Genomic DNA, 21,894 nt, shown 5'->3' with positions numbered 1-21,894 from the left:
GCGCCACCTCGCCTCCGCCCCAGATGCTGACGGCACAAACCCGGCCGATGCCGATCAGCCCCACCGCCAGCGACCGGCATCGGGTGATCCTCGTGCCTCGACCCTGCTCGCCCAGCCGGGCCGGTACCGGCTCGTGGCGCTGGGCGCCACATCGCCTCCGCCTGGATGCTGACGGCGTCGATCCCTTCGATGCCGATCACCCCCCGTGCGTGGCAAGTCGTCTGTGCCTAGCGACAGGACGTAGTGCTCGTACTCGGGTCGGCAACCGTCTCCGCGAGCGTGCGGCTTTCTTATCCGGCTGACTATGTCCTGTCGATAGGGACGAGAACCCAGGCCAGCGGCGCTCCGCGCAGCAATCTCGGCATCGAGGGTCGAGGGTCGAGGGTCGGCCGAGGCCGAGGTCTGGCCGAGCCCGGGGTCGGGGCCGAGGCGGAGGTCGGGGCGGGCCCTCGGGGTTCGGAGTTGGTGGCCGGTGGCTGGGGTGCCCTGGGGGCCGGGTGCTGGCGCTGGGGAAGTGGCTCCGCCAGCTGTCGCGGGAAGCGGCTGGCGGGATGGGTGACCCGGAGGAAGGAAAAGAAGAGAGCCGCCTTCGCCTTGCGGCTGGGCGGCTCTCGGGTAGTGCGGAGGCGGAGGGATTTGAACCCTCGAGAGGGGATTACCCTCAACCCGCTTAGCAGGCGGGCGCCATCGACCGGACTAGGCGACGCCTCCTCCGTTGCGCCCATGTGCGACGCGACGACGGCCAAGACTATCCGGACAACCGGCCTGGCAGCAAAGCGGGGCCGGACGGCCGTCTTGGGGAAGGGTTTCGCGCACCTGTAACCTGGCCGAATCGACGGGGGTCGTAACGTGAAGTCAACCAAGGAGGCCGTGTCGGCGTCTGAGTAAGAGGGACCTACTCTGACGGTCCCGCACGCCGCCACGTCGTCGATCAGGGAACGGAGCCATGACGCGGAGTACTCGCGCAGCTGGACGCAGGTCCGCGCCTCGCGCCAACCGTTCCCGGCAACCGGCCCAGCGGGCCTACCGCACGCGGACCGTCTCCAAGGCCCTCGGCCTGACCCTGGTCAGTGCCCTGATCCCCGGCCTCGGCTTCGTCCTCGGCGGCCGCAAGAAGCTCGGCGCGTTCGTGATCACCCTGTACGCCGGCCTGCTGCTGCTCGCCGCGTACTTCGCCCTCACCCAGCGTGGCGCCATCGTCGACCTCGCCGTCGACCCGAGCCGGCTGCTGCTGGCCACCGGCGGCGTCCTGGTGATGGGCTTCATCTGGATCTGCATCGTCGTCTCGTCCCACAAGCTGCTCCGCCCGATCAGCCTGACCGCGGTCGGCCGGTTCACCGGCTCGGCCTTCGTCGGGTTGCTCTGCTTCGGTATCGCCGTCCCGACCACCTTCGCCGCGCAGACCGTGATGGCCCAGCGCGACCTGGTCGGCAGCGTCTTCAAGTCCGAGAAGGACTCCAAGAGCGCCACCCGGCCGAACGTCGACAAGAAGGACCCGTGGGCCAAGAAGCCCCGGCTCAACATCGTCCTGCTCGGCGCCGACGACGGCGTCGGCCGCGAGGGCACCCGGACCGACACGGTGATCGTCGCGAGCATCGACACCAAGACCGGTGACACCGCGCTGATCTCGCTCAGCCGGAACTGGATGCGGATGCCGTTCCCCGAGGACTCCCCGCTGCACGAGAAATATCCGGACGGGTACTACGACCCGAGCGGCCCGGCCGAGCAGCCGGAGTACTACCTCGACTCGATGTACGACAACATCCCGAAGAAGTACCCGGGTCTGCTGGGCGCTACCGACAACATGGGCGCGGACGTGCTCAAGCTGTCGGCCGGCGCGGCCCTCGGCCTCGACATCGACTACTACATGCAGGTCAACCTCAAGGGCTTCGAGCAGATCATCGACGCCCTCGGCGGGATCACCGTCAACATCAACTACCGGGTGCCGATCGGCGGCGACTACGGCGCCGGCCCGGGCTCGAACACGGCCCGCAAGCCGTCCGGCTACCTGGAGCCCGGCCCGAACCAGAAGCTCAACGGTCACGACGCCCTCTGGTTCGCCCGCGGCCGGTACGGCCTGAGCGACCCGTCCCGGCAGGAGCGGCAACGCTGCACGATCCACGCGCTGGTGAACAGCGCGAGCCCGGCCGCTCTGGTGACGAGCTACAACCAGATCGCCGCCGCCGGCAAGCAACTGCTGCGCACCGACATCCCGGGCGACATCCTGGGTGACTTCATCCAGCTCGGCCTCAAGGTCAAGAACGCCAACGTCACCAACGTCGACCTGGACAAGTCGAAGAACTTCCCGACCGGCCAGAACCCGAACTACGAGGCGATGCGCGAGCTGGTCCAGAAGGCGATCCAGCCGAAGACCAAGCCGGTCGCCTCCACCCCGTCGGCCAAGCCGTCGACCTCGACCACCAAGAAGCCGGGCAAGAAGCCCACCACCACGAAGCCCCCGGCCGGCGAGCCGCAGAACCTGGCCGACGCCTGCGCCTACGACCCGACCCAGACGGGCAACTGACGCACCGACCAGGTACCCGCCTTCTGAGCCGCGCATGACGGTTGAGATCCTGGGGGGATGCGTACGACGTACCGGATGCGGCCGGGGCGGTTCCTCGGGATTCCGGCTGCTGGGTTGATCCTGCTTGGCGTGGCGGCGGTGCTCTGGGGTCTCGGGGTGCCGGCGGCCGCGGTCGCCGTGTTCGGCGTACTGGGCGGGCTCGTGGTGCTGGCCGGGCTGTGGATCCTTGCCCGGCCGCCCGTGCTGCTCAAGCTGGCCTCTGACGACGTCCAGGTACGCGGGCTGCGGACCGCCTGGAAGGACATCACCGAGGTCGGCCGGACCGGTACTACGCAAGGCCAGGCGATCATCCTGCGGACCAAGCAGGCGGAGCACTCGGTCCTGATCCCCGTGCAGTGGCTCGCACCTGCGCGGGTGGACCAGCTCGAGACCGAGCTGCGGGAGCGCCTCAACACGGCCAACGGCTACAAGATCTGGGACGGTACTGCCGCCGAACCGGCCGACCCCGCAGAATGAAGGTCGTTCGTTTGACCTGACATAGGGAGTGCGCCGACCGTGTTGTCGTTCGAGATGTCGTCCGAGGAACTGCTCGCCTACCAGGGGACCAATCCCCGGCCGGCCGATTTCGACGAGTTCTGGGAGAAGGGCCTGGTCGAGCTGGCCGGTACCGACCCGGAGACCGAGTTCGCCCCGGCGACCGACTTCCCGCTGCCGTTCGCGAAGGCCGAGCACCTCTACTTCACCGGCACCGGCGGCTACCGCGTGCACGCCAAGGTGATCCGCCCGGCCAACCCCGAGGGCCCGGCCGTGCTGATGTTCCACGGGTACGGCGGTGAGCAGCCGAACTGGGTCGACCTCCTCCCGTACGCCGCCCGCGGGTTCACCGTCGCGGCTCTCGACGTGCGCGAGCAGGTCGGCTACCGCAGCGACACCCAGCAGCCGAACAGCTTCTCGCTCCGCAACCACCTCGTCGAGGGCCTGGACGGCGGCCCCGAGGCGTTGCTGTACCGGCACGTCTTCCTGGACACCCGACGCCTCGCCGACATCATCGGCGCCCTGCCCGAGGTCGACGCCGCCCGGATCGGCACGACCGGCTGGAGCCAGGGCGGCGGGCTCAGCCTGGTCACCGCGGCCCTGACGCCGACCATCAAGTACACGGCGAGCGTGTTCCCCTTCCTGGCCGACTACCAGCGCGCATGGGAGCTCAACCTCGACAAGGGTCCGTACAACGAGATCACCACCTGGTTCAAGAAGCGCGACCCCAGGCACCTGCGCGAGCAGGAGGTGTTCACGACGCTCGGCTACATCGACCTGCAGCACCTGGCAGGCCGGGTCCGGGCCGAAGTTACGCTCTACTCCGGCCTGGAGGACCAGACCTGCCCACCGTCGACGCAGTACGCGGTCTACAACAAGCTGACCGGCCCGAAGCAGCACCGCACCTATCCTGACCTCGGCCACGACGACCTGCCGGGCGCGCATGACGAGATCTTCCAGCTGCTGAGTCAGAAGCTCTGAAACCCCCTGAAACCCTCGGTAGCCCCGCAGTACCCGCCTCCACCTTTTAGGTGAGTACTGCGCGGCCGCCTTGGCGTCAGTTCGCCTCTTTACCGACCCAGTAGTGCCAGGGTGGAGAAGCCACTGGAGACCGGGTCAGACCGTCCGGCCAGGTCGCCGGCAGATCATGACTCCGAGCTGCGTACAAAATCACCTCCGATGCGGTTCGGTCGCCGCGGACGGCGACTCGCGCGGCTGTCTCGGCACGCATGTCCGCCAGGTAGTGGATGGCGGGCAGGAACTCGGCACTCAGCCGAGGACTCAGCCGGCCGACGGGTTCGTCGTCCAGCCTGATCTCCACCACCAGCTGGTGCCGCTCCTGGAACCCGTCCACCTCCTCGACGGCGATCATCGTCCCGTACGCCCAGCACTCGCCTTCCGGCCGGAAGAACGGTGTGAGGACGTCCGGATGGACCTCACTGCCCGGTACTACGATCCCGCTGCCCGGTGGCAGCAGGTGGTAGCTCCCGGGCGGTGGCAGGTTGACCGGGACCAGCATGTGCGGCTGACCCAGGGCGACGGCGACGCTGGCGTGGAACTCGGTGCCGTTGTCCCCCTTGCCCTCCCAATCGGCGGGCTCCCATTCACTGACCCACAAGTGGCACGGCACCTGCGGTTGCAGGCCCTGCGCCACCAGTTCCGACAGCACCGGGTGGTACCGGTGCGCATCGTCCCTCGGCAAGTAGCCGACCACACTCCCCTGCACCCGAACAGCGATCGAGCGAGGGTCGAAGCGGTTCCGCGGTTCCGGGACCAGGTCCGCGGTGGTGTCCAGGTCTGCGCCGCGCGCCGGGATCGGATCAGGAAACAGGCGACGGATCGCCTGCTCGTGCGGAGCCTCCCGCACGACTTCCTGCCCACACCACAACGCATCTCCCCACAGACTGAACGGAATCGATTCCATCTCTGCCCTCCAGTCCCCGTTGACCGGTTTACTCGGCTCATCCCGTCCAGACCCCTGGCCGTTACACCGAGTGAGCGTATGAGAACTAGACTGCCCAGGCCAGAGGTGTTTCACGCATGAAACAAGGACCTGTTGCGCAACAGTGTTGTACGGTCCGAACTCTGGACGCGGCGTGTCTTGTGCAGCGAGCAAAACGGTGAAGAACGTGCAGATGCACGGGAAGGAACGTCATGCAGGCAAGTCATTCGGTTGCTTCAAGCATGGTTGACGCGGAGCAGATCGAGGCCGCGGTGATGCGTCTGAACGGGATCGCGGTCCGTACGCCGTTGCAGCGCAACCCGCGACTCTCCGCACGCACCGGCGCCGATGTCTGGCTGAAGCGCGAGGACCTGCAGATCGGCCGCTCCTACAAGCTGCGCGGCGCCTACAACCTGATCGCCCAGCTCGACGGCACCGCGAAGAAGGCCGGCGTCATCTGCGCGAGCGCCGGCAACCACGGCCAGGGGCTGGCCTACTCATGCCACACCCTCGACGTCCACGGCCGCGTCTATGTTCCCCGTACTACGCCACGCCAGAAGCGGGACAGGATCGCGGCACTCGGCGGCGACCAGGTCGAGGTGATCGTGACAGGCGACACCTATGACGACGCAGCCGCTGCAGCGCTGGCCGAGGCAGTTGCCACCGGCGCGACGCTGGTACCCGCCTTCGACGACCCCAGAACCGTTGCGGGGCAGGGGACGGTCGCCATCGAGATCCTTGAGCAGCTCGGCCACGCTCCGGACGTACTGGTCGTGCCGGTGGGTGGTGGCGGGCTGATCGCCGGTGTGGCGACGTGGCTCGCGCATCGGCATCCCGGCGTACGGGTTGTCGGGGTGGAGCCTGGTGGGGCGGCGAGTATGGCTGCTGCGTTGGCTGCCGGTTCGCCTGTGACACTGCCGCAGCTGGACAGCTTCGTGGATGGCGCTGCGGTACGCCGGGTCGGTGATGTGACGCTCGCCTTGGTTTCGGCCGCTGGGGTGGAGATGGTGTCCGTGCCCGAGGGGTTGGTTTGCTCGGAGATGCTGGAGCTGTACCAAACCGACGGGCTTATCGCTGAGCCCGCCGGCGCCTTGTCTGCGGCGGCTCTTGGCAACGGGGTCGAGGTCAAGCCGGGCCAGACTGTCGTGTGTCTGTTGTCCGGTGGGAACAACGATGTCAGCCGGTACGGCGAGATCCTCGAGCGATCCCTTGTGCACAAGGGACTCAAGCACTACTTCCTGGTGACGTTCCCCCAGGAGCCGGGGGCCTTGCGGCAATTTCTCGACGGCGTACTCGGGCCTGATGACGACATCACGTTGTTCGAGTACGTAAAGCGCAACAACCGGGAGACCGGTGTCGCCCTTGTCGGTATCGAGATCGGCCGCCCCACTGACCTCACCGGTCTGCTCGGCCGGATGGAGGCGGCCCCTCTCGACATCGAACGCATCAAGCCCGATTCCGCCGAATTCCGCTACCTCATCTGACCCTCACTGCTGCCGATGAGCGTGCCGAGCCGGATCGGACGTGTCGCTCCGGCCGTCCGCCGGCTGCCCGTCCTCGGTGCCCATCCGCTCCCTGTCCCGGGTGCCCATCGGCTGTCCGTCCCGGGCGCTCGTCTCGGATAACCCGTCCCGGGTACCTGTCTCGGACAGTCCGTCGCGCGTGACGGGCTCGTCCGCGCGGCCGTCCCAACCAACCGCCTCGCGACCGTCACCAACCGGCCCGCGTCCGTCGCCAGCCGTCTCACGATCGTCGCGATCCCGCAGCACTTGTTCATCGGTTGCTCCGGCCATCGGTACCTGATCCGGCGCAGCCGCCTCGGAGCCCCGCTCCGCTGACCCACCGCGGTCGGCCAAAGAGCCTCGGTCCGCTGACCCGTCGCGGTCCCCCTCGCTGAGTCGGGTGTCCGGGTCTACTGCTCGGGCGCGGTTCAGGTGATCAGCCGACTCCGCGCGAGCGGTGCCGGCTGCCTCCCGGCGCTCGGCTGCTCCGGCTGACAACCGGCGCGCCTCGGCCGCCTTCTCGTCGGCGATCGCCTGCGCCTTCCGGGCCCGGGCATCGACCTCGTCAGCAGCAGCCTGCTGCTTCTCGGCGTGGGCAGCCGAGACCCTCGCCTGCTGTTCGTGTTCGTGCGCCTGCTGACGGTCGTGCTCGATCTTGCGCTGCTTCGACTTCTTCGAAGCGGACATGATCACCGCCAGCAGGATCGCCACGACCACTACGGCCACAATGATCCACAGGACAGTCGTTCCGTCCATCTCTCCTCCAAGGGTGAGATTTTCGGAGGACCGGTACCCGGACTTCGCGCGCCCTAACGTGCTACGGCATCGGCAGCGACCAGACGTCCGCGATGGACGGATCGTAGCCAGACGCGGTCGCGTTGTGCTGGATCCGGACCCGGACGGTCGACCCGGTCAGCAGCGTCGGGTCGTCGACCACGAACTGGTAGGTCTGCAGGCCGGCGCCCGGGCTGCTGATCACCCGATGCTTGACGACCTTCCCGTTGACCAGCACCTCGTAATCCTTCGTCTGCGCCTTGTCATAGGTCTCCACCAACCGCATCACGAATGGTTGCCCCGCCTCGACTCCGAGGTTGAACTCGAACCACGCACCAGGCACGAACATCCCGGCGTACCGTCGTGTCCGCCCAGCCTCCACGGTCGTCCCCGACGACGCCGCGGCCGTCAACGAGTGCGCCGACTCCGACGCCATCACTCCGAGATCCACGTAGTCGATGGCATCCGCCGGCTCCAGCGACTCATTCACCGTGAAGCCGATCGACGGCGCCACCGCATCGAGGAACTTCACCCCGAACGCCACCGGCCCTGCATTCACAGCAACCGGTACTACGATCCGCACCGTGACCGTGGTCTGCGTACCCGGCGCCAAGGTCACGGGCTCCGTCGTCGGCGCCGTCCACCCCTCGGGCACGGTCACCTCGAGCTTGCCGGTGACCGGAGCCGTCGAGCGATTCTTCACGACGGCCGACAGGGTGGCGGTCGTACCGGGCTCCCCCGCGGCCGGCGAGCCGGTCACGCTGAGCCGGATCGGCGCCGGCTCGACCACGAACCGGTAGGTGCCTGAGGCAACCGTCATGGCGACGGTCGAGCCCTCGTCGACCACATCGCTCACGTGGTCCGCTCCGCTCAACGGGTTGCCGCTCTCGGTGACCGCCCCGACGTTCGGCGCGGGGATCCGTACCGTCGCCGTCGTGTTCGCGGGCACCGTCACGTCCAGCGTCAAACCGTATTCGGCTGATCCCTTCCAACGGCTGGCGATCTCACCGTACGGGGTCTGGTACTTGAAGTCGGAGGAGTCGATCCCGTTGCCCGGCGTCGGGGCGATCAGCGCCTTGCGGTAGCCCGGCTCGGCGGCCGAGACGCCGGCCAGGGTGCGGTACATCCACTCGCCGACAGCGCCGTACGCGTAGTGGTTGAAGGAGTTCATCCCGACGTCGTTGAAGGTGCCGTCCGGGTTGATCGAGTTCCAGCGCTCCCAGATCGTCGTCGCGCCCTTGCCGATCTCGTAACCCCAGGACGGGTACGAGGTGTTCTGCAACAGCTTGTACGCAAGGTCGGAGCGGCCGATCTTGGTGAGCACCGGCAGCAGCCCGTCGACCCCGAGGAAGCCGGTCGACAGGTGGGTGTCGCGGCGGAGGATCGCGTTGGCGAAGTGCTCGCCGGCCGCCGTGATCTTCTCGGCCGGAACGAGGTCGTTGGTGAAGGCAAGGATGTACCCGGTCTGGCTGTCCGTCCCCACCGTGCCATCGGCCGTCACGAACCTCGATTGGAAGGCGGCCTTGGTGTCCTCATAGACCTTCTGGTACTTCGCCGCATCGGCCTGGTTGCCGATCGCGGCCGCCATCTGGCTCAACTGGCGAGAACCCTTGGCGATGAACGACGTGCCGATCAGGTCGCCCGGTGTCGGGTCGTCGAGGTTCAGCCAGTCGCCGTAGTCACCGCCGCCGCGGATCAGCCCGTTGGAGCTGGCGACGAGGTAGTCGACGTACCGGCGCATCGAGTCGTAGTGCTGGCTGATGACGGAGGTGTCGCCGTACGCCTGCCAGAGCGTCCAGGGGACGTTGACGCCCGCGTCGGCCCAGCCCGCGTTGCCCAGACCGCCGTCGAACGAGTTGGGCACGGTCGGCGCGACGCTCGCGTAGGCGCCGTTCGCAGCCTGGCTGTCGCGGAGGTCCTGCAGCCACTTGGTGAGGAACGCCTGCGAGTCCAGGTTGTAGACGGCGGTACGGGCGAACACGTTGATGTCACCCGTCCAGCCCATCCGCTCGTCGCGGGCCGGGGTGTCGGTCGGGATCGAGAGGAAGTTGCCGCGTTGGCCCCAGACGATGTTGTTGTGCAGCTTGTTGACCAGTGCCGAGTTGGTGATGAAGCTGCTGGTCTTGGCCCCATCGGTACCCATGACGACGCCAGTGATGGCGCTGGCCGGTGGGGCGGTGGGCAGGCCGCTGAGCTCGACGTACCGGAAGCCGTGGAAGGTGAAGCGTGGCTGGTACGTCTCGGGGCCACTGGTGGCGAACGTGTAGCGGTCGGTGGCCTTCGCGCTGCGCAGGTTGTCGGTGTAGAGGGTGCCGTCGGGGTTGAGCACTTCGCCGTACCGGATCTTGACGGTCTGGCCTGGGGTGCCGGTCAGCTTGAAGTTGCCGACGCCGACCATGTTCTGGCCGAGGTCGTAGAGGTAGACGCCGGGTGTGGGTGACGCGATCGCCTTCGCTGCGAGTTCTCCGGTGACCCGGACCGGCTGGTCGGTCTGCTGAGCGAGCTTGGACGTCGCGCTCGGCCTGATCTGTACCGGTGTCCAGTCGGTCGGCGTCTTGCGTGCGTCATAGGTCTCACCGTTGAGCAGATCAGCAGCCTGTACTGCGCCTGGCGCCGTCTCCCAGGTCGGATCGGTGGCGAAGACGTCGGTCGTGCCGTCGGTGTAGGTCACGCGGAGCTGGGCGGAAAGGGCGGTCTGGCTGCCGTACTTGTTCGAGCCGAACATCGCCACGTTGCCGGCGAACCAGCCATTGGCCAGCTCGGCGCCGATCGTGTTGCTGCCCTTGGTGATCAGCTTGGTGACGTCGTAGCTCTGGGACTGGATCCGGTGCGCGTAGTCGGTCCAGCCGGGCGCGAGGTACTGGTCTCCGACCTTCTGGCCGTTGAGGCTCAGCTCGTAGATGCCTTGGGCGGCGGCGTACATCCGGGCCTTGGCGATCTTCTTGGGCAGGGTGATGCTCTTGCGGAAGACGGGAACGGCCTTGCCGGGGAGCCAGAGGTCGGTGGTGCCCTTGACCTCGAGGCCGCCGGTGGACAGGACCGTGCCGTCAGGGAAGGTCTGGTCGCCCTTGGGGAAGGCCGTGTCGATGAGGGTCTTGCCGGCGGCGTTGGTGACCTTGAGGGTGTGGACGACGCCGGCTTCGACGCCGTTGGTACGGAAGCCGACGAGGCCGGGGGCGTCGTGGTCGGAGCGGTCGCGTTGGTCGACCTGGGTGTTGTTGATCCAGGTAGTGATCGTGTGGCCCGCGACGGTGATCTTGAGGTGGTTGCGCTGCTTGAGGTTGACGCCGTTGAGCGGGATCTCGCCGAGCAGGCTGTAGCCGGTGGCGAGCTTCACGTGGGGGCGCAGGAGGGGGCGCGCGTCGTTCTCCTGGTTGAGCTGCCACATGTAGCCGTTGCCACCACGGCCGCGGAAGAAGATGCCGAGCGCGTCCTTGGTGAGGGTGACGTCGGCGTCGATTGTGTAGTCGGTCCACTCCGCGCCGGGCTGGCTGTCGGCGCCGATCCAGTCGCCTTGCCAGTCGTCGGGCTTCAGGTTGGCTGTCTCGAAGGTGGCGACGGTTGACCAGGCAGATGGGGTGCCGGTGTCGTCCCAGACGCGTACCTGCCAGAAGTACTGGGTGTACGGGGTCAGGGCCGGGCCGGCGTACGGGACGTCGATTGATCGATCGGAGGTGACGACACCGCTGTTCCAGATGTCGGGGTCCGCTGTCTTGGCCGCGGCGGAGGCGACGTGGACCTCGTACTTCGTCTGCGCGGCTCCACGGCGGCTGGAGTCGAGCTGCCAGCTCAGCCGAGGCGCCCCCGGGGCGATGCCAAGCGGATTGGTCAGGCTGTTGGTCCGCAGGCTGCCCACGGCGGTGGGCGCTACGGCCGCGGCTAGGGCTTGGGCTTGGGGGGCGGTTGGTGGCGGGGCTGCTGTCGCGGGCAGGAGCGGGGTGAGCAGGACGGCGGCTGCCAGCAGGCTGCCGATGCGTAAGCGGAAGGACATCTGGACGGACTCCTCGAGAGATTCGGGCGGGAACTTCAGGACGGAGCACGGCACTCGGTGAAGGCGAGGCCGGACGAACAGCACAGCCGAAACAGGCCCGTCGACCACTCAGCCGACAGGCAGACCTTGACGAGACGAGTTGTGGACAACCGGCGAAGAGCCGGCCGGGTTGAGTTGTGAACAACCGGCGTAGACGGCCGGGATGGGTCGTGGTCGCCCGGCGTATACGGCCGGATGGGTCGTGGTCGCCCGGCGGAGAAGCGCCGGGATGGGCTAGAGGAGGCCGCGGCGGGCGGCCCAGACGATGGCTTCTACGGCGGTGCCGAAGCCGAGACGGTCACAGGCGGCGCGGGTGCGCCGGCGTACGGTGCGTTCGGACAGATCGAGGCGGCGGGCGACGGAGTCCATCGGCAGACCGGTCGCAAGCAGCCGGAGCAGTTGCAGATCGTCATGGCTGATCTCGCGATGCGCTCCCCGGCCAACCCGGGCCAACGCCTCTCGCGATCGCACATCCCGCCCAAGCGCCTCATGCGCCACCCCGTCCCGGGCCACCAGGTCCCGGGCGAGCGGATCACGCATGCGCGCTTCCCGCGCATAGGCCTCCCGGGCAAACGCCTCCCGAGTCAGCGTGTCCCGCGGCTCGGGGTCCCGCGCGCGCAGGTCGCGGGGCTCGGGATCGCTGTGGCCGGCGCTCGTTTGTTGCTCACCGGAGTACAGGTTGTGGGATGGGTCGTGGGTTACGGCTCGGAGGTGGGGTTGGGGATGGGTGCGGTTCTCTGGGGCCAGGGGGTCGTTCTGGAGGGTGGTCATGGGGGTCATCACCTTGTTCCGAACACCCGGGACTCGGCGGCGTCCCAGTCGGCCGGTTTGCCCTGCGGCTCGTACCGCCGCAGCTTGTGGGTTGCGCGGACCAGCGCGCGCATCGCGGTCAGATCGGGGAGGGGTTCGCCCAGCGCTCGCGCCTGGACCAGTACGTTGCCCAGGGCGGATGCCTCGACCGGGCCTGCCAGGACCGGTAGGCCGCAGGCATCCGCGGTGAGCTGGCAGAGCAGCTCGTTCTGCGAACCGCCACCGATCACGTGGACGACGTCGATCTCCCGCCCGGCGACTTCTTGAGCGAGCCGAAGCGTCCGGCGGTACGCCAGCGCGAGACTCTCCAGCACACACCGCGCGACAGCTGCCCGCGACCGCGGCGCATCCTGCCCGGAGCGTGCACAGAACTCCTCGATCCTCCCCGGCATGTTGCCTGGGGCAAGAAAACTCGGTTCGTCCGGATCAACCAGTACTGCGAACGCCGGCGCCTCGGCGGCCGCGCGCAACAGTCCCGGCAGATCGTCATCCCCCCACACCCGCAGGCACTCCTGAAGAATCCACAGCCCCATCACGTTCCGCAGGAACCTGATCCGGCCGTCGACGCCCCCTTCGTTCGTGAAGTTCGCCGCTTGCGCCCCAGCGGTCAGCACCGGCTCGTCGAGCTCCAGCCCGACCAGCGACCACGTCCCCGACGAGATGTAGGCGAACCGCTCCCCCTCGGAGGCCGGCACCGCAACCACCGACGACGCGGTGTCGTGCGATCCCACCGCGATCACCGGAGTAGCCGGATCAAGCCCCGTCTCCTCGGCAACCGCCGGCAACAGCTGTCCAATCACCTGCCCCGCCTCGCGAATCTCCGGCAACAACCCAGCCGGTACTCCGATCCGCCGGGCCACCCCTTCGCTCCACCCCCGCGCCCGTACGTCGTACAACTGCGTGGTGGAAGCGTTGGTCGCCTCAGCCCCGAGCTTGCCGGTCAGCCAATACCCCAGCAGATCCGGAATCATCAGCAACGTCGCTGCCCGCCCAAGCCCTTGCTCAGCCGCCAACTGGTAGATCGTGTTGAACGGCAACTGCTGCAACCCAGTCACCGCATACAACTCATCCGCCGAGATGCTCTCGAGCACCCGCTCCATCACACCGTCGGTCCGACCGTCGCGGTAATGCACTGGATTCCCGAGCAACCGCCCCTGCGAGTCGAGCAACCCGTAATCCACCGCCCAGGAGTCGATCCCCACACCGTCCAACCCCGGCGAGGCCGGGCCCGAGCGGGCCGGGGCTGGGTGGGCCGGGGCTGCAGGGGAAGGGCGGGTCGGCGGGGTGGTGGCGGCCCCGGCGAGGGTGTTGGCGGCGGCTAGGCCGAGGAGGGTCTCGCGGTAGAGCGCGAGGATGTCCCAGTGCAACGTGTCCCCGAGCCGCACTGCGCCATTCCAGAAGCGGTGGGCCTCGCTTAGCTCCAGCCGGCCGGCACTGGCGTCGACGTGGGCCAGCATTACTCGGCCGCTGGAGGCGCCTAGGTCTACTGCTGCGAGGTTGACGGCCATGGGTTGGTCCTCAGACCTTTACGACGCGGAGGTCTAGGTGGAGGAGGTCGGCGACTGCTGTCAGCTCGGCTACGCGGTGGCCGGTGCCGAGGGCCCAGTGGTGGGCGACACCGGAGGCGGACCAGGCGTCGGTCCACTCGCCGGGGTCGCAGCCGAAGTCGACGCGGGAGGTGGTGTTGCCGATCTGGAGGAGGGGGCCGGGGACGACCTCACCCTCGGAGGCGATCAGGCGGAAAGAACCGTCGCGGAGCTGGCCGAGTCCGAGTGCGGTGACCGGACCATGTTTCACGTCGAACTCGACGGAGACGCCCCAACCGCGCTTCCCGTGGTAGACCCCGAGCCCACGCAACAGCGGCCTGTCAGCACTGATCGCCAGGTGGGCGGGACCGTCGTGCCCCATCTCCACCACGTTGTCGTGGAAGTTCAGTGCCTGCAGCTCGGTGAAGGAACCGCCCGCGCCCAGCTTGTCCATCACCAGCATCGCCAGCGACGTCCGCAGCTCGTACTCCCCCGCCGCCGGCACACCCCTTGCCGTGAGCAACGATGCGCCGAGGATCATCCCCGCGGCGACCCGTTCGTGCGTCTCGCCGTCGAGCCCTCGGTGGTAGTACGCCAAGGTGTCCAGCTGGAAGTCCTCGACCAACCGATCCAGCGCGACCGACACCGTCGCACCCCAGCGGAAGTCGTCCTCGTTCACCGAATCGTCCAGCGTGAAGATCTCTCGGGCGACCTTCATCCGCAGAGCCGTCTCGGCCTCGGTCACCTTCTCGACCCGGACCCGCAGATCGTCGATCTCCAGAATCTCGACATGCCCGCCGAGCTGCGCGGAGACCAGCGTCGGATCGGTGATCACGTCCATCATCCCGGGGTAGAGATGTCCCAGCAGCCCATGCCGCCCGTGCCGGAACGCGGCTCGCACACCCGCCGCCTTCAGCCACCGCTCGATCCGGGCCCACGCCCGCTCGTCCTCCACATACCCCGAGACCGACCGGAAGTCGATCCCGCAGCGCTCGAAGGCGTTCGCCATCTCCGGCAACGGACAAGCACCGCAGTACGCGAGCCAAGCGCCGGTGTCGAACGAAGCGTGATCCATCGACTCCGTCGGCTGCAGATTGAGCAGCAGCACCGGTGCCCCACTGCGCTGCGCGATCGGCACGAGCATCGAAGCGGTCATGTAGGTCGTCAGGAACCCGACGATCAGATCGCAGTCCGCAAGCCTCAGCTTCTCGGCCGCTGCCGCGCCTTCCGTGGCGTCCGAGATGAAGCCGACGTCGATCACCTCGCAGTCGAGCGCCGAGAACCGCTCCGACACGCGTCGCGCCGAGGCCTGCAGTTGCGGGAGCAACTCGGGGAACTGCGGCCAGTACGCGCCCAGCCCACCCGCGACCAGGCCGATCCGCGTCTTCCGCGGCTCGATCCACGGCAGCACGCCGTGCCCGTCCACCGAGCGGCTCGGATCACTGCTCCACATGGCGAAACTCCTTAGCGCAGGAAGGCGGCGGCGACGCCGGCATCGACGGGTACGTGCAGGCCAGTCGTCTGGGACAGATCCCCAGCGGCGAGGGCGAAGACTGCCGCCGCCACGTGCTCCGGCAGCACCTCGCGCTTGAGCAGCGTGCGCTGCGCGTAGAACGCACCCAGTTCAGACTCCGGTACGCCGTACACCGCGGCGCGTTGCGCACCCCACCCCTTGGCGAAGATCCCCGAGCCTCGGACCACCCCGTCGGGGTTCACACCGTTGACGCGGATGCCGTACTCGCCCAGCTCAGCGGCCAGCAGCCGGACCTGATGCGCCTGGTCGGCCTTGGCCGCGCCGTAGGCAACGTTGTTCGGACCGGCGAAGACGGCGTTCTTGCTGGAGATGTAGACGATGTCCCCGCCGATGCTCTGGTCGATCAGCACCTTCGCCGCGGCGCGGGAGACGAGGAACGACCCCTTCGCCATCACGTCGTGCTGCAGATCCCAGTCCTTCTCGGTCGTCTCGAGCAGCGGCTTCGAGATCGAGAGGCCTGCATTGTTGACGATCAGGTCGACTCCACCGAAGGCGAGCACGGCTTCCCGCATCGCCTGCTCGACTGCAGCACCATCCGATACGTCCGCACCGACGGCCACCGCGCGGTCCGTAGTACCGATCTCCTTGGCGACTGCTTCGGCCGCGGCGAGGTCGAGGTCCGCGACGACGACGCAGGCGCCTTCATCGGCCAGTCGCTGAGCGATCGCCTTGCCGATACCGGAACCGCCGCCAGTCACGAAGGCGACCCTGGTGGCGAGCGGCTTCGGCTTCGGCATCCGCTGCAGCTTCGCCTCCTCCAGCGCCCAGTACTCGATCCGGAACTTCTCGCTCTCGTCGATCGGCGCGTACGTCGAGACGGCTTCCGCGCCACGCATCACGTTGATCGCGTTCAGGTAGAACTCGCCGGCCACCCGAGCGGTCTGCTTGTCCTTGCCGAAGCTGAACATCCCGACGCCGGGCACCAACACGATCGCCGGGTCGGCGCCGCGCATCGGCGGGCTGTCAGGCGTCGCGTGGCGGTCGTAGTACGCCGCATAGTCTTCGCGGTACTGCAGATGCAGCTCCCTCAGCCGGAGCGTGGCCTCCTCAACCGAGGCCGTGGCCGGCAGGTCCAGAACGAGCGGCCGGACCTTCGTCCGCAGGAAGTGGTCGGGGCAAGAGGTGCCAAGCGCCGCAAGCTCGGCCAACCGCTCCCGGGCGGTGAACTCCAGCACGCCGTCGGAGTCGTTGTAGTGCCCGACCTGCGGGTTGTCCGTCGACGCCAGCCCGCGGATCACCGGCGCCAACGCCGCCGCCCGCTGCCGCCGCTCGACCTCAGGCAGAGCCTCATACCCCGGTACTACGCTCCCGAACGGCTCAGTCTTGCCACGCTCCGCCAGGAAGCGCTCCGCCGTACGGATGATGTCGAGTGAGTTGGCCTCGCACTCGGCCGAGGTATCGCCCCACGCGGTGATGCCGTGGCCGCCGAGGATCACGCCGATCGCCTGCGGGTTGTCCTTCTTGACCTGGGCGATGTCGAGTCCGAGCTGGAACCCGGGCCGCCGCCAAGGCACCCAGACGACGCGGTCGCCGAAGCATTCCGCGGTCAGCTTCTCGCCGTCGGCAGCCGTCGCCAGCGCGATCCCCGAGTCAGGGTGCAGGTGGTCGACGTGCGGCGCGTCCACGAGTCCGTGCATCGCGGTGTCGATGGAAGGAGCGGCTCCACCCTTGCCGTGCAAGCAGTAGTCGAAGGCCGCGACCATCTCGTCTTCGCGATCCACGCCGGGATAGACCTCGACGAGGGCGTTCAGCCGGTCTTGCCGCAGTACCGCAAGACCGGCCGCGGTGAGCGTGCCGAGGTCGCCGCCGGAGCCTTTCACCCAGACGAGGTCGACGGGCTGCTGGGTCACCGGATCGATGGCCGTGCCCTTCGCGGACGTGTTGCCGCCCGCGTAGTTGGTATTGCGCGGATCGGCGCCCAATCTGTTGCTTCGCGCAACAAGTTCGGCGGGTGTTTCAGACACTGTCATGCTCCCCATCCGGCCTGCTGGCCGTCGGCGCGGTCCTTGGTGATCTGTTCGAAGTAGCCGCTGCGGTGATACGCGGCTACCGGGTCGGGGTCGAGACCCTTCGCGGTCCGCAGGTCGGCGAGCAGCGGGCGGACGTCGGTGTTGAAGGCGTCCATGATCGCGGCGTTCGCGGCGAGTACGTCACCGTCCTGCTGGGCCTTGCGCAGCGCGTCGCGGTCGACCAGCAGCGCCTTCGCGGTCGCCTCCTGGACGTTCATCACCGAGCGGATGATGGCCGGGATCTTCGCCTCGATGTTGTGGCACTGGTCGAGCATGAAGGCGATCCCGCGATCGGGGTCGAGGGCGTCGCCGCGGACGATCTCGTTCATGATCCGGAACAGCTGGAACGGATCGGCGGCACCGACCATCAGGTCGTCGTCGGCGTAGAACCGGCTGTTGAAGTCGAACGCGCCGAGCTTCTTGGCCCGCAACAGGAACGCCACGATGAACTCGATGTTCGTCCCCGGCGCATGGTGACCGGTGTCGATGCACACCACGGCCTTCGGTCCGAGCTCGAGGCAGTGCGCGTACGACGTCCCCCAGTCGGGCACGTCGGTCGCGTAGAAGGCCGGCTCGAACAGCTTGTACTCCAGGAGCATCCGCTGGTCGTCGCCGAGCCGGTCATAGACCTCCCTGAGCGCCTCGGCCAGCCGGTCCTGCCGATCCCACAGATCGTCCTGACCGGGATAGTTCGTACCGTCGGAGAACCACAGCTTCAGGTCCCGCGAGCCGGTGGCGTCCATGATGTCGATGCACTCGAGCAGGTGGTCGGTCGCCTTCCGGCGGATCCGCGGATCCGGGTTGGTGACGCTGCCCAGCTTGTAGTCGTCGTCCTGGAAGACGTTGCTGTTGATCGCGCCGAGCCGGACGCCCTGCTCCTTGGCGTACGCCCCGAGCGCCGCGTAGTCGTCGACCTTGTCCCACGGAATGTGCAGTGCGACGCTCGGCGCGACCCCGGTGTACTTGTGCACGACGGCCGCATCGGCGATCTTCTCCTCCGGCGACCGCGGTACGCCGGGCTGGCTGAACACCTTGAACCTGGTCCCCGAGTTGCCGAACGCCCACGAGGGCAGCTCGATCTCCTGACGGCTCAGTGCATCGGTCACGGTGGTCATATCAGTCCTCGGTACTCGGAGTCAGATGGAAGATCTCGGGCAGCAGCACGAACGACTCGTCCGGCGGCCGCCCCTCGACTGTGCCCTCTTCTTGGCTAGTAAAGAACTCAGCCATCTCGGCCTGCCAGCGGGTGTTCACCTCGGTCGCCGCCATCGCCTGCTGCGCCGCCTCCAGGTCGTCGGCCTCGACATAGCCGACCAGCAGGCCGTCGTCGCGGAGGAAGAGCGAGTAGTTGTGCCAGCCGGAGTCACGCAGTGCGGCTTGCATGTCGGGCCACACGTGGCGGTGGCGTTCGACGTACTCGTCCAGCCGGTCCGGCCGGACCTGGAGGCAGAAGCAGTAGCGATTCATCGGTCTGGGCTCAGAAGTCGAACTTGTCGATGTTGGCCGCGGTGAACTCGGTCGGCGGGCCGAGCACGATCTCACCGTCCGCGCCGACGGTGTAGTCGCCGAGCTTGCCCGCCTTGAACTTCTCGCCCTCGGCGCCGGTGATCTGGCCGGACTTGAGCGCGGCACCGGCGTACGCGGCGAGGTAGCCGATGTCGGCCGGGTTCCACAGGGCGAACTTCTTGACCGTGCCGTCCTTGACGAACTTGCGCATCTGGTTCGGCAGGCCGAGGCCGGTGATCGCGACCTTGCCCTTGTAGTTGGAGGCGCTGACGTACCGCGAAGCGGCGGCGATGCCGACCGTGGTCGGCGACACGATCACCTTGAGGTTCGGGAACGACTGCAGCAGGCCCTGCGCCTCAGTGAACGACTTCTGGTCGTCGTCGTTGCCATAGGCAACCTTGACCAGTTTGAGCTTGGCGTTCTCCGGCTTCTTCAGCTCGGTCTTCATCACCTCGATCCAGGAGTTCTGGTTGGTCGCGTTCGGGGTCGCGGACAGGACGGCGATCTCACCAGAGCCGCCGGCCAGCTCGCTGGCCATCTTCACCAGGCTCTCGCCGATGCCCTGGGTGGTGGCCTGGTTGATGAACGCGTCCCGGCAGTTCTTCGAGGCGTCGGAGTCGAACGAGACGACCTTGATGCCGGCCTTGCGGGCCTGGTTCAGCGACGGGCAGACCGCGTTCGGGTCGTTGGCCGCGACCACGATCACGTCCTGCGACTGCTGGATCAGCGTGTTGATGTAGCTGACCTGCGAGGACGCGCTGGCGTCGTTCGGGCCGACCAGCTTGTACTCGCCCTTGAGCTCGCCGACCGCGACCTTGCCGCCGCCGACCTCGACGTCGGTGTACGGGTTGTTGAGCTGCTTGGGCAGGTAGGCGATCTTCAGGCCTTCCTTGAGCGGCGCGTTCGGGTCGGCCGCGGCCGAGTTGGTGCTGCTCGGCGCGCCGGTGGCCTCGTTGGCGGTACTCGTCTTGGTGGTGCCACCACCGCAGGCGGTCAGTGCGAGCGAGGCGACGGCCACCGTCGACAAGGGCACCGCCAGGCGGCGTGAGATGCGGAAAGACATGAGCTGTCCTTTCTGGACAAGTGGCCCTACAGGGGATTGGTGGTCCGGTGCCGGCGGCGCTGGACCGAGCCGCGAACGGCGTTGGCGAGGTTGGGGGCGAGCACGGAGACGATCAGCAGGACGCCGGTGACCACGTTGAGCGCCTCGTTCGAGACGTCGGACAGCCGAAGGGCGTTCTGGAGCGAGGCAAGCAGGACGACACCGGCGATCACGCCGGGCAGCGCGCCCTTGCCACCGAAGATGGAGACACCGCCGAGCAGGACGGCCGCGACGACCGCGAGCTCGAGCCCGGCGCCGTTGTCGGCTCGGGCGCTGGAGTAGCGCAGCGTCCAGAGCAGGCCGGCCAGGCCGGACACCAGACCGCTGACGACGTACAGCCAGAACTTGAGGCGGCCGGGGCGGACGCCGGCGAAGCGGGCCGCCTGCTCGCTCGCGCCGACCGCGAAGACAGCCCGGCCGATGGGCGTCGCGTGCAGCAGGATGCCGAAGACGACGGCCAGTACGACGATGATGAGCAGCACGTTCGGGATCGACGTACCGGCGATGTTGCCGGTCACCCAGTCGGTGTATTGGACCGGGAAGTCGGCGACGGCGCTGTCGCCCAGTACTACGAACGCCAGGCCGCGGTAGAGGGCGAGGGTGCCGATGGTGACGGCGAGGGACGGTAGGCCGAGCACAGTGACGAAGAAGCCGTTGACTGCTCCCAGGACAGCGCCGAGAACTAGGCAGAGCGGGATGATCGTCTCGATCGGCTGATTGGAGTTCCACAGGGAGCCCATCACCGCGCTGCACAGGCCGAGCGTGCTCGCCACCGACAGGTCGATCTCGCCGGTCACGATCACCAGCGTCATCGGCAACGCGACGAGCGCGATCGGCAGCAGGTCGAGGACGAGGAAGCCGAAGTTCTGCGAGGTGCCGAAGTTGTCCACGGTCGCCGCGGCCACGATCAGCACGACGATGGTGACCGCGATGATCGCGACGTTCCAGTTGGCGAAGCGGCCGGCGATGCCGGCGGCCGAGCCACCGCCCGCGGCCGGACCGGGGGAAGAGCCGGGGGCTGACGACGAGGCGGGGGTCGAGGTGCCGGGGGCGATGCTGCTGTCAGCTGACATGGGAGCCTCGCTTCTTCAGAGACGCTGCCATTCGGGCGGCGACCAGGCGGTCGGCGCCGATGGCGAGCAGGATCAGGCCGCCGACGATCGCCTGCTGCCAGAACTGGTTGATCTCCAGCACCGCGAGCGAACTGCCGATCGTCGTCAGCAGCAGCGCGCCGAGCGCGGCGCCCCAGACCGAACCGCTGCCGCCGAACACGGCGACCCCGCCGACCACGACCGCGGCGACGACGTTCAGCTCGTATCCCGTGCCGGCCGCCGCGTCGATGGTTCCGAACCGGGCCGCGAACAGGACCCCGGCGAGACCGGCGAGTGCCCCACTGACTCCGAAGGCGCCGATCGTGCGCCGGCCGACCGAGATGCCGGCCAGCCTCGCGGCCTGCGGGCTCGAGCCCATCGCGTACAGCTCGCGGCCGACGCGGTAGTTCCGGAGGACCACACCGGTGACGACGAGGACCAGCAGCGCGATCAGGACGAGGTACGGAACTCCCAGCAGGGTCGCGTTGCCGAAGTCGAGGAAACCCGACGGCAGTTCGTCCGCGTTGATCTGCTGGCCGCCGGCCCAGAAGTAGGTGATGCCGCGGACGACGTACAAGGTGCCGAGGGTGACGACCAGGGCGGGGACGTTGCCGTAGCGAACGAGCACTCCGTTGACTGCGCCGCAGACTCCGCCGACGGCGGCACCGATGAGCAGGGCCAGCACAACGGGCAGGCCGGGGTGGTCGCGCAGCAGCGTGCCGACGGTGAACGCGCTCAGGCCGAGCACGGACCCCACCGAGAGGTCGATGTTGCGGGTGATCACCACCACGGCCTGGCCGACCGCCAGAACGGCCAGGATCGCGGTGCCGAGCAGGATGTCGCGGATGCTCTGGCCGGACAGGAAGCGCGAGTTGGAGGCCGCCGTCACGGCGACGAGCAGCACGAGAGCGAGCACGATGCCGAGCTCGCGGGCACGCAGGACCAGATCGAGAGGAGATCGGCGGGCGCCCGGCGTGGACGGCCTCACGGCCGAAGAGGCTGAGCCGCCC

The 21,894-nt window shown here is 68.0% G+C and carries 16 protein-coding genes and 1 tRNA gene; 4 read left to right on the top strand and 13 right to left on the bottom strand.

Going from position 1 to position 21,894, the window contains the following annotated elements:
- Nucleotides 1-621: 621 nt before the first annotated feature.
- Nucleotides 622-711 (bottom strand) — tRNA-Ser (locus tag ACIA12_RS22205).
- A 235-nt stretch (nt 712-946) separates the two neighbouring features.
- Between ACIA12_RS22205 and ACIA12_RS22200 the strand changes: the two genes are divergently transcribed.
- From ACIA12_RS22200 to ACIA12_RS22190, 3 genes are read left to right on the top strand one after another with little or no spacing between them, the layout of a single operon-like run.
- A complete protein-coding gene (locus ACIA12_RS22200) occupies nt 947-2,524 on the top strand; it encodes an LCP family protein (protein WP_396368931.1) in 1,578 nt (525 codons plus the stop codon).
- A 57-nt stretch (nt 2,525-2,581) separates the two neighbouring features.
- Nucleotides 2,582-3,040, top strand: coding sequence for a hypothetical protein (locus tag ACIA12_RS22195; protein WP_396368930.1), 459 nt, complete (start codon nt 2,582-2,584; stop codon nt 3,038-3,040).
- A gap of 39 nt (nt 3,041-3,079) precedes the next feature.
- The gene (locus tag ACIA12_RS22190; protein ID WP_396368929.1) at nt 3,080-4,039 is read left to right on the top strand and encodes an acetylxylan esterase; all 960 of its coding nucleotides are present in this window, start codon (nt 3,080-3,082) and stop codon (nt 4,037-4,039) included.
- A 76-nt stretch (nt 4,040-4,115) separates the two neighbouring features.
- Here the strand turns inward: ACIA12_RS22190 and ACIA12_RS22185 are convergent, their stop codons facing one another.
- Nucleotides 4,116-4,982, bottom strand: a complete 867-nt coding sequence (locus ACIA12_RS22185) for a hypothetical protein (RefSeq protein WP_363816309.1) — start codon at nt 4,980-4,982, stop codon at nt 4,116-4,118.
- Nucleotides 4,983-5,212: 230 nt separating this feature from the next.
- On the opposite strand from ACIA12_RS22185, the gene ilvA reads away from it, so the two are divergent.
- Nucleotides 5,213-6,484, top strand: coding sequence for a threonine ammonia-lyase IlvA (ilvA, locus tag ACIA12_RS22180; RefSeq protein WP_396368928.1), 1,272 nt, complete (start codon nt 5,213-5,215; stop codon nt 6,482-6,484).
- Nucleotides 6,485-6,487: 3 nt separating this feature from the next.
- Here the strand turns inward: ilvA and ACIA12_RS22175 are convergent, their stop codons facing one another.
- The 11 genes from ACIA12_RS22175 to ACIA12_RS22125 form a co-directional block, all read right to left on the bottom strand.
- Nucleotides 6,488-7,258 carry a hypothetical protein gene (locus ACIA12_RS22175; protein ID WP_396368927.1) on the bottom strand — a complete coding sequence of 257 codons (771 nt, stop codon included), beginning with the start codon at nt 7,256-7,258 and terminating at the stop codon, nt 6,488-6,490.
- 61 nt (nt 7,259-7,319) lie between these two features.
- Nucleotides 7,320-11,267 (bottom strand): family 78 glycoside hydrolase catalytic domain, encoded by a 3,948-nt coding sequence (locus tag ACIA12_RS22170; RefSeq protein WP_396368926.1) that lies wholly within the window; start codon nt 11,265-11,267, stop codon nt 7,320-7,322.
- Between the two features lie 273 nt (nt 11,268-11,540).
- On the bottom strand, nt 11,541-12,077 hold the full coding sequence (locus ACIA12_RS22165) for a LuxR C-terminal-related transcriptional regulator (protein ID WP_396368925.1): 537 nt from the start codon (nt 12,075-12,077) through the stop codon (nt 11,541-11,543).
- 8 nt (nt 12,078-12,085) lie between these two features.
- Complete coding sequence (locus ACIA12_RS22160; RefSeq protein WP_396368924.1) at nt 12,086-13,624, bottom strand: rhamnulokinase family protein; 1,539 nt, start codon at nt 13,622-13,624, stop codon at nt 12,086-12,088.
- A 10-nt stretch (nt 13,625-13,634) separates the two neighbouring features.
- A complete protein-coding gene (locus ACIA12_RS22155; protein ID WP_396368923.1) occupies nt 13,635-15,095 on the bottom strand; it encodes an arabinose isomerase in 1,461 nt (486 codons plus the stop codon).
- 11 nt (nt 15,096-15,106) lie between these two features.
- On the bottom strand, nt 15,107-17,146 hold the full coding sequence (locus ACIA12_RS22150; protein WP_396368922.1) for a bifunctional aldolase/short-chain dehydrogenase: 2,040 nt from the start codon (nt 17,144-17,146) through the stop codon (nt 15,107-15,109).
- On the bottom strand, nt 17,143-18,300 hold the full coding sequence (gene rhaI / locus ACIA12_RS22145) for an L-rhamnose isomerase (protein WP_396368921.1): 1,158 nt from the start codon (nt 18,298-18,300) through the stop codon (nt 17,143-17,145). The genes ACIA12_RS22150 and rhaI overlap by 4 nt, the downstream gene beginning before the upstream one ends.
- A gap of 1 nt (nt 18,301) precedes the next feature.
- On the bottom strand, nt 18,302-18,652 hold the full coding sequence (locus ACIA12_RS22140) for an L-rhamnose mutarotase (RefSeq protein ID WP_396368920.1): 351 nt from the start codon (nt 18,650-18,652) through the stop codon (nt 18,302-18,304).
- A gap of 10 nt (nt 18,653-18,662) precedes the next feature.
- Entirely contained in the window at nt 18,663-19,754 is a 1,092-nt protein-coding gene (gene rhaS, locus ACIA12_RS22135) for a rhamnose ABC transporter substrate-binding protein (protein WP_396368919.1), read from the bottom strand.
- Nucleotides 19,755-19,780: 26 nt separating this feature from the next.
- Complete coding sequence (locus tag ACIA12_RS22130) at nt 19,781-20,866, bottom strand: ABC transporter permease (RefSeq protein ID WP_396368918.1); 1,086 nt, start codon at nt 20,864-20,866, stop codon at nt 19,781-19,783.
- Complete coding sequence (locus tag ACIA12_RS22125) at nt 20,856-21,872, bottom strand: ABC transporter permease (RefSeq protein ID WP_396368917.1); 1,017 nt, start codon at nt 21,870-21,872, stop codon at nt 20,856-20,858. Before ACIA12_RS22125 ends, ACIA12_RS22130 begins: the two co-directional genes overlap by 11 nt.
- Between the last annotated feature and the right edge of the window lie 22 nt (nt 21,873-21,894).

Source organism: Kribbella sp. NPDC051620, assembly GCF_044453825.1.
In the GTDB taxonomy this organism is placed as follows: Bacteria; Actinomycetota; Actinomycetes; order Propionibacteriales; family Kribbellaceae; genus Kribbella.
This window is presented reverse-complemented; position numbering and strand designations above follow the sequence as displayed.

Excerpts from the sequence above, each read along its gene's own strand:
- ACIA12_RS22200 (WP_396368931.1), top strand. The coding sequence starts at position 947 with ATGACGCGGAGTACTCGCGCAGCTGGACGCAGGTCCGCGCCTCGCGCC.
- ACIA12_RS22195 (WP_396368930.1), top strand. The coding sequence starts at position 2,582 with ATGCGTACGACGTACCGGATGCGGCCGGGGCGGTTCCTCGGGATTCCG.
- ACIA12_RS22185 (WP_363816309.1), bottom strand. The coding sequence starts at position 4,982 with ATGGAATCGATTCCGTTCAGTCTGTGGGGAGATGCGTTGTGGTGTGGG.
- ilvA (WP_396368928.1), top strand. The coding sequence starts at position 5,213 with ATGCAGGCAAGTCATTCGGTTGCTTCAAGCATGGTTGACGCGGAGCAG.
- ACIA12_RS22175 (WP_396368927.1), bottom strand. The coding sequence starts at position 7,258 with ATGGACGGAACGACTGTCCTGTGGATCATTGTGGCCGTAGTGGTCGTG.
- ACIA12_RS22170 (WP_396368926.1), bottom strand. The coding sequence starts at position 11,267 with ATGTCCTTCCGCTTACGCATCGGCAGCCTGCTGGCAGCCGCCGTCCTG.
- ACIA12_RS22165 (WP_396368925.1), bottom strand. The coding sequence starts at position 12,077 with ATGACCACCCTCCAGAACGACCCCCTGGCCCCAGAGAACCGCACCCAT.
- ACIA12_RS22160 (WP_396368924.1), bottom strand. The coding sequence starts at position 13,624 with ATGGCCGTCAACCTCGCAGCAGTAGACCTAGGCGCCTCCAGCGGCCGA.
- ACIA12_RS22155 (WP_396368923.1), bottom strand. The coding sequence starts at position 15,095 with ATGTGGAGCAGTGATCCGAGCCGCTCGGTGGACGGGCACGGCGTGCTG.
- ACIA12_RS22150 (WP_396368922.1), bottom strand. The coding sequence starts at position 17,146 with ATGACAGTGTCTGAAACACCCGCCGAACTTGTTGCGCGAAGCAACAGA.
- rhaI (WP_396368921.1), bottom strand. The coding sequence starts at position 18,300 with ATGACCACCGTGACCGATGCACTGAGCCGTCAGGAGATCGAGCTGCCC.
- ACIA12_RS22140 (WP_396368920.1), bottom strand. The coding sequence starts at position 18,652 with ATGAATCGCTACTGCTTCTGCCTCCAGGTCCGGCCGGACCGGCTGGAC.
- rhaS (WP_396368919.1), bottom strand. The coding sequence starts at position 19,754 with ATGTCTTTCCGCATCTCACGCCGCCTGGCGGTGCCCTTGTCGACGGTG.
- ACIA12_RS22130 (WP_396368918.1), bottom strand. The coding sequence starts at position 20,866 with ATGTCAGCTGACAGCAGCATCGCCCCCGGCACCTCGACCCCCGCCTCG.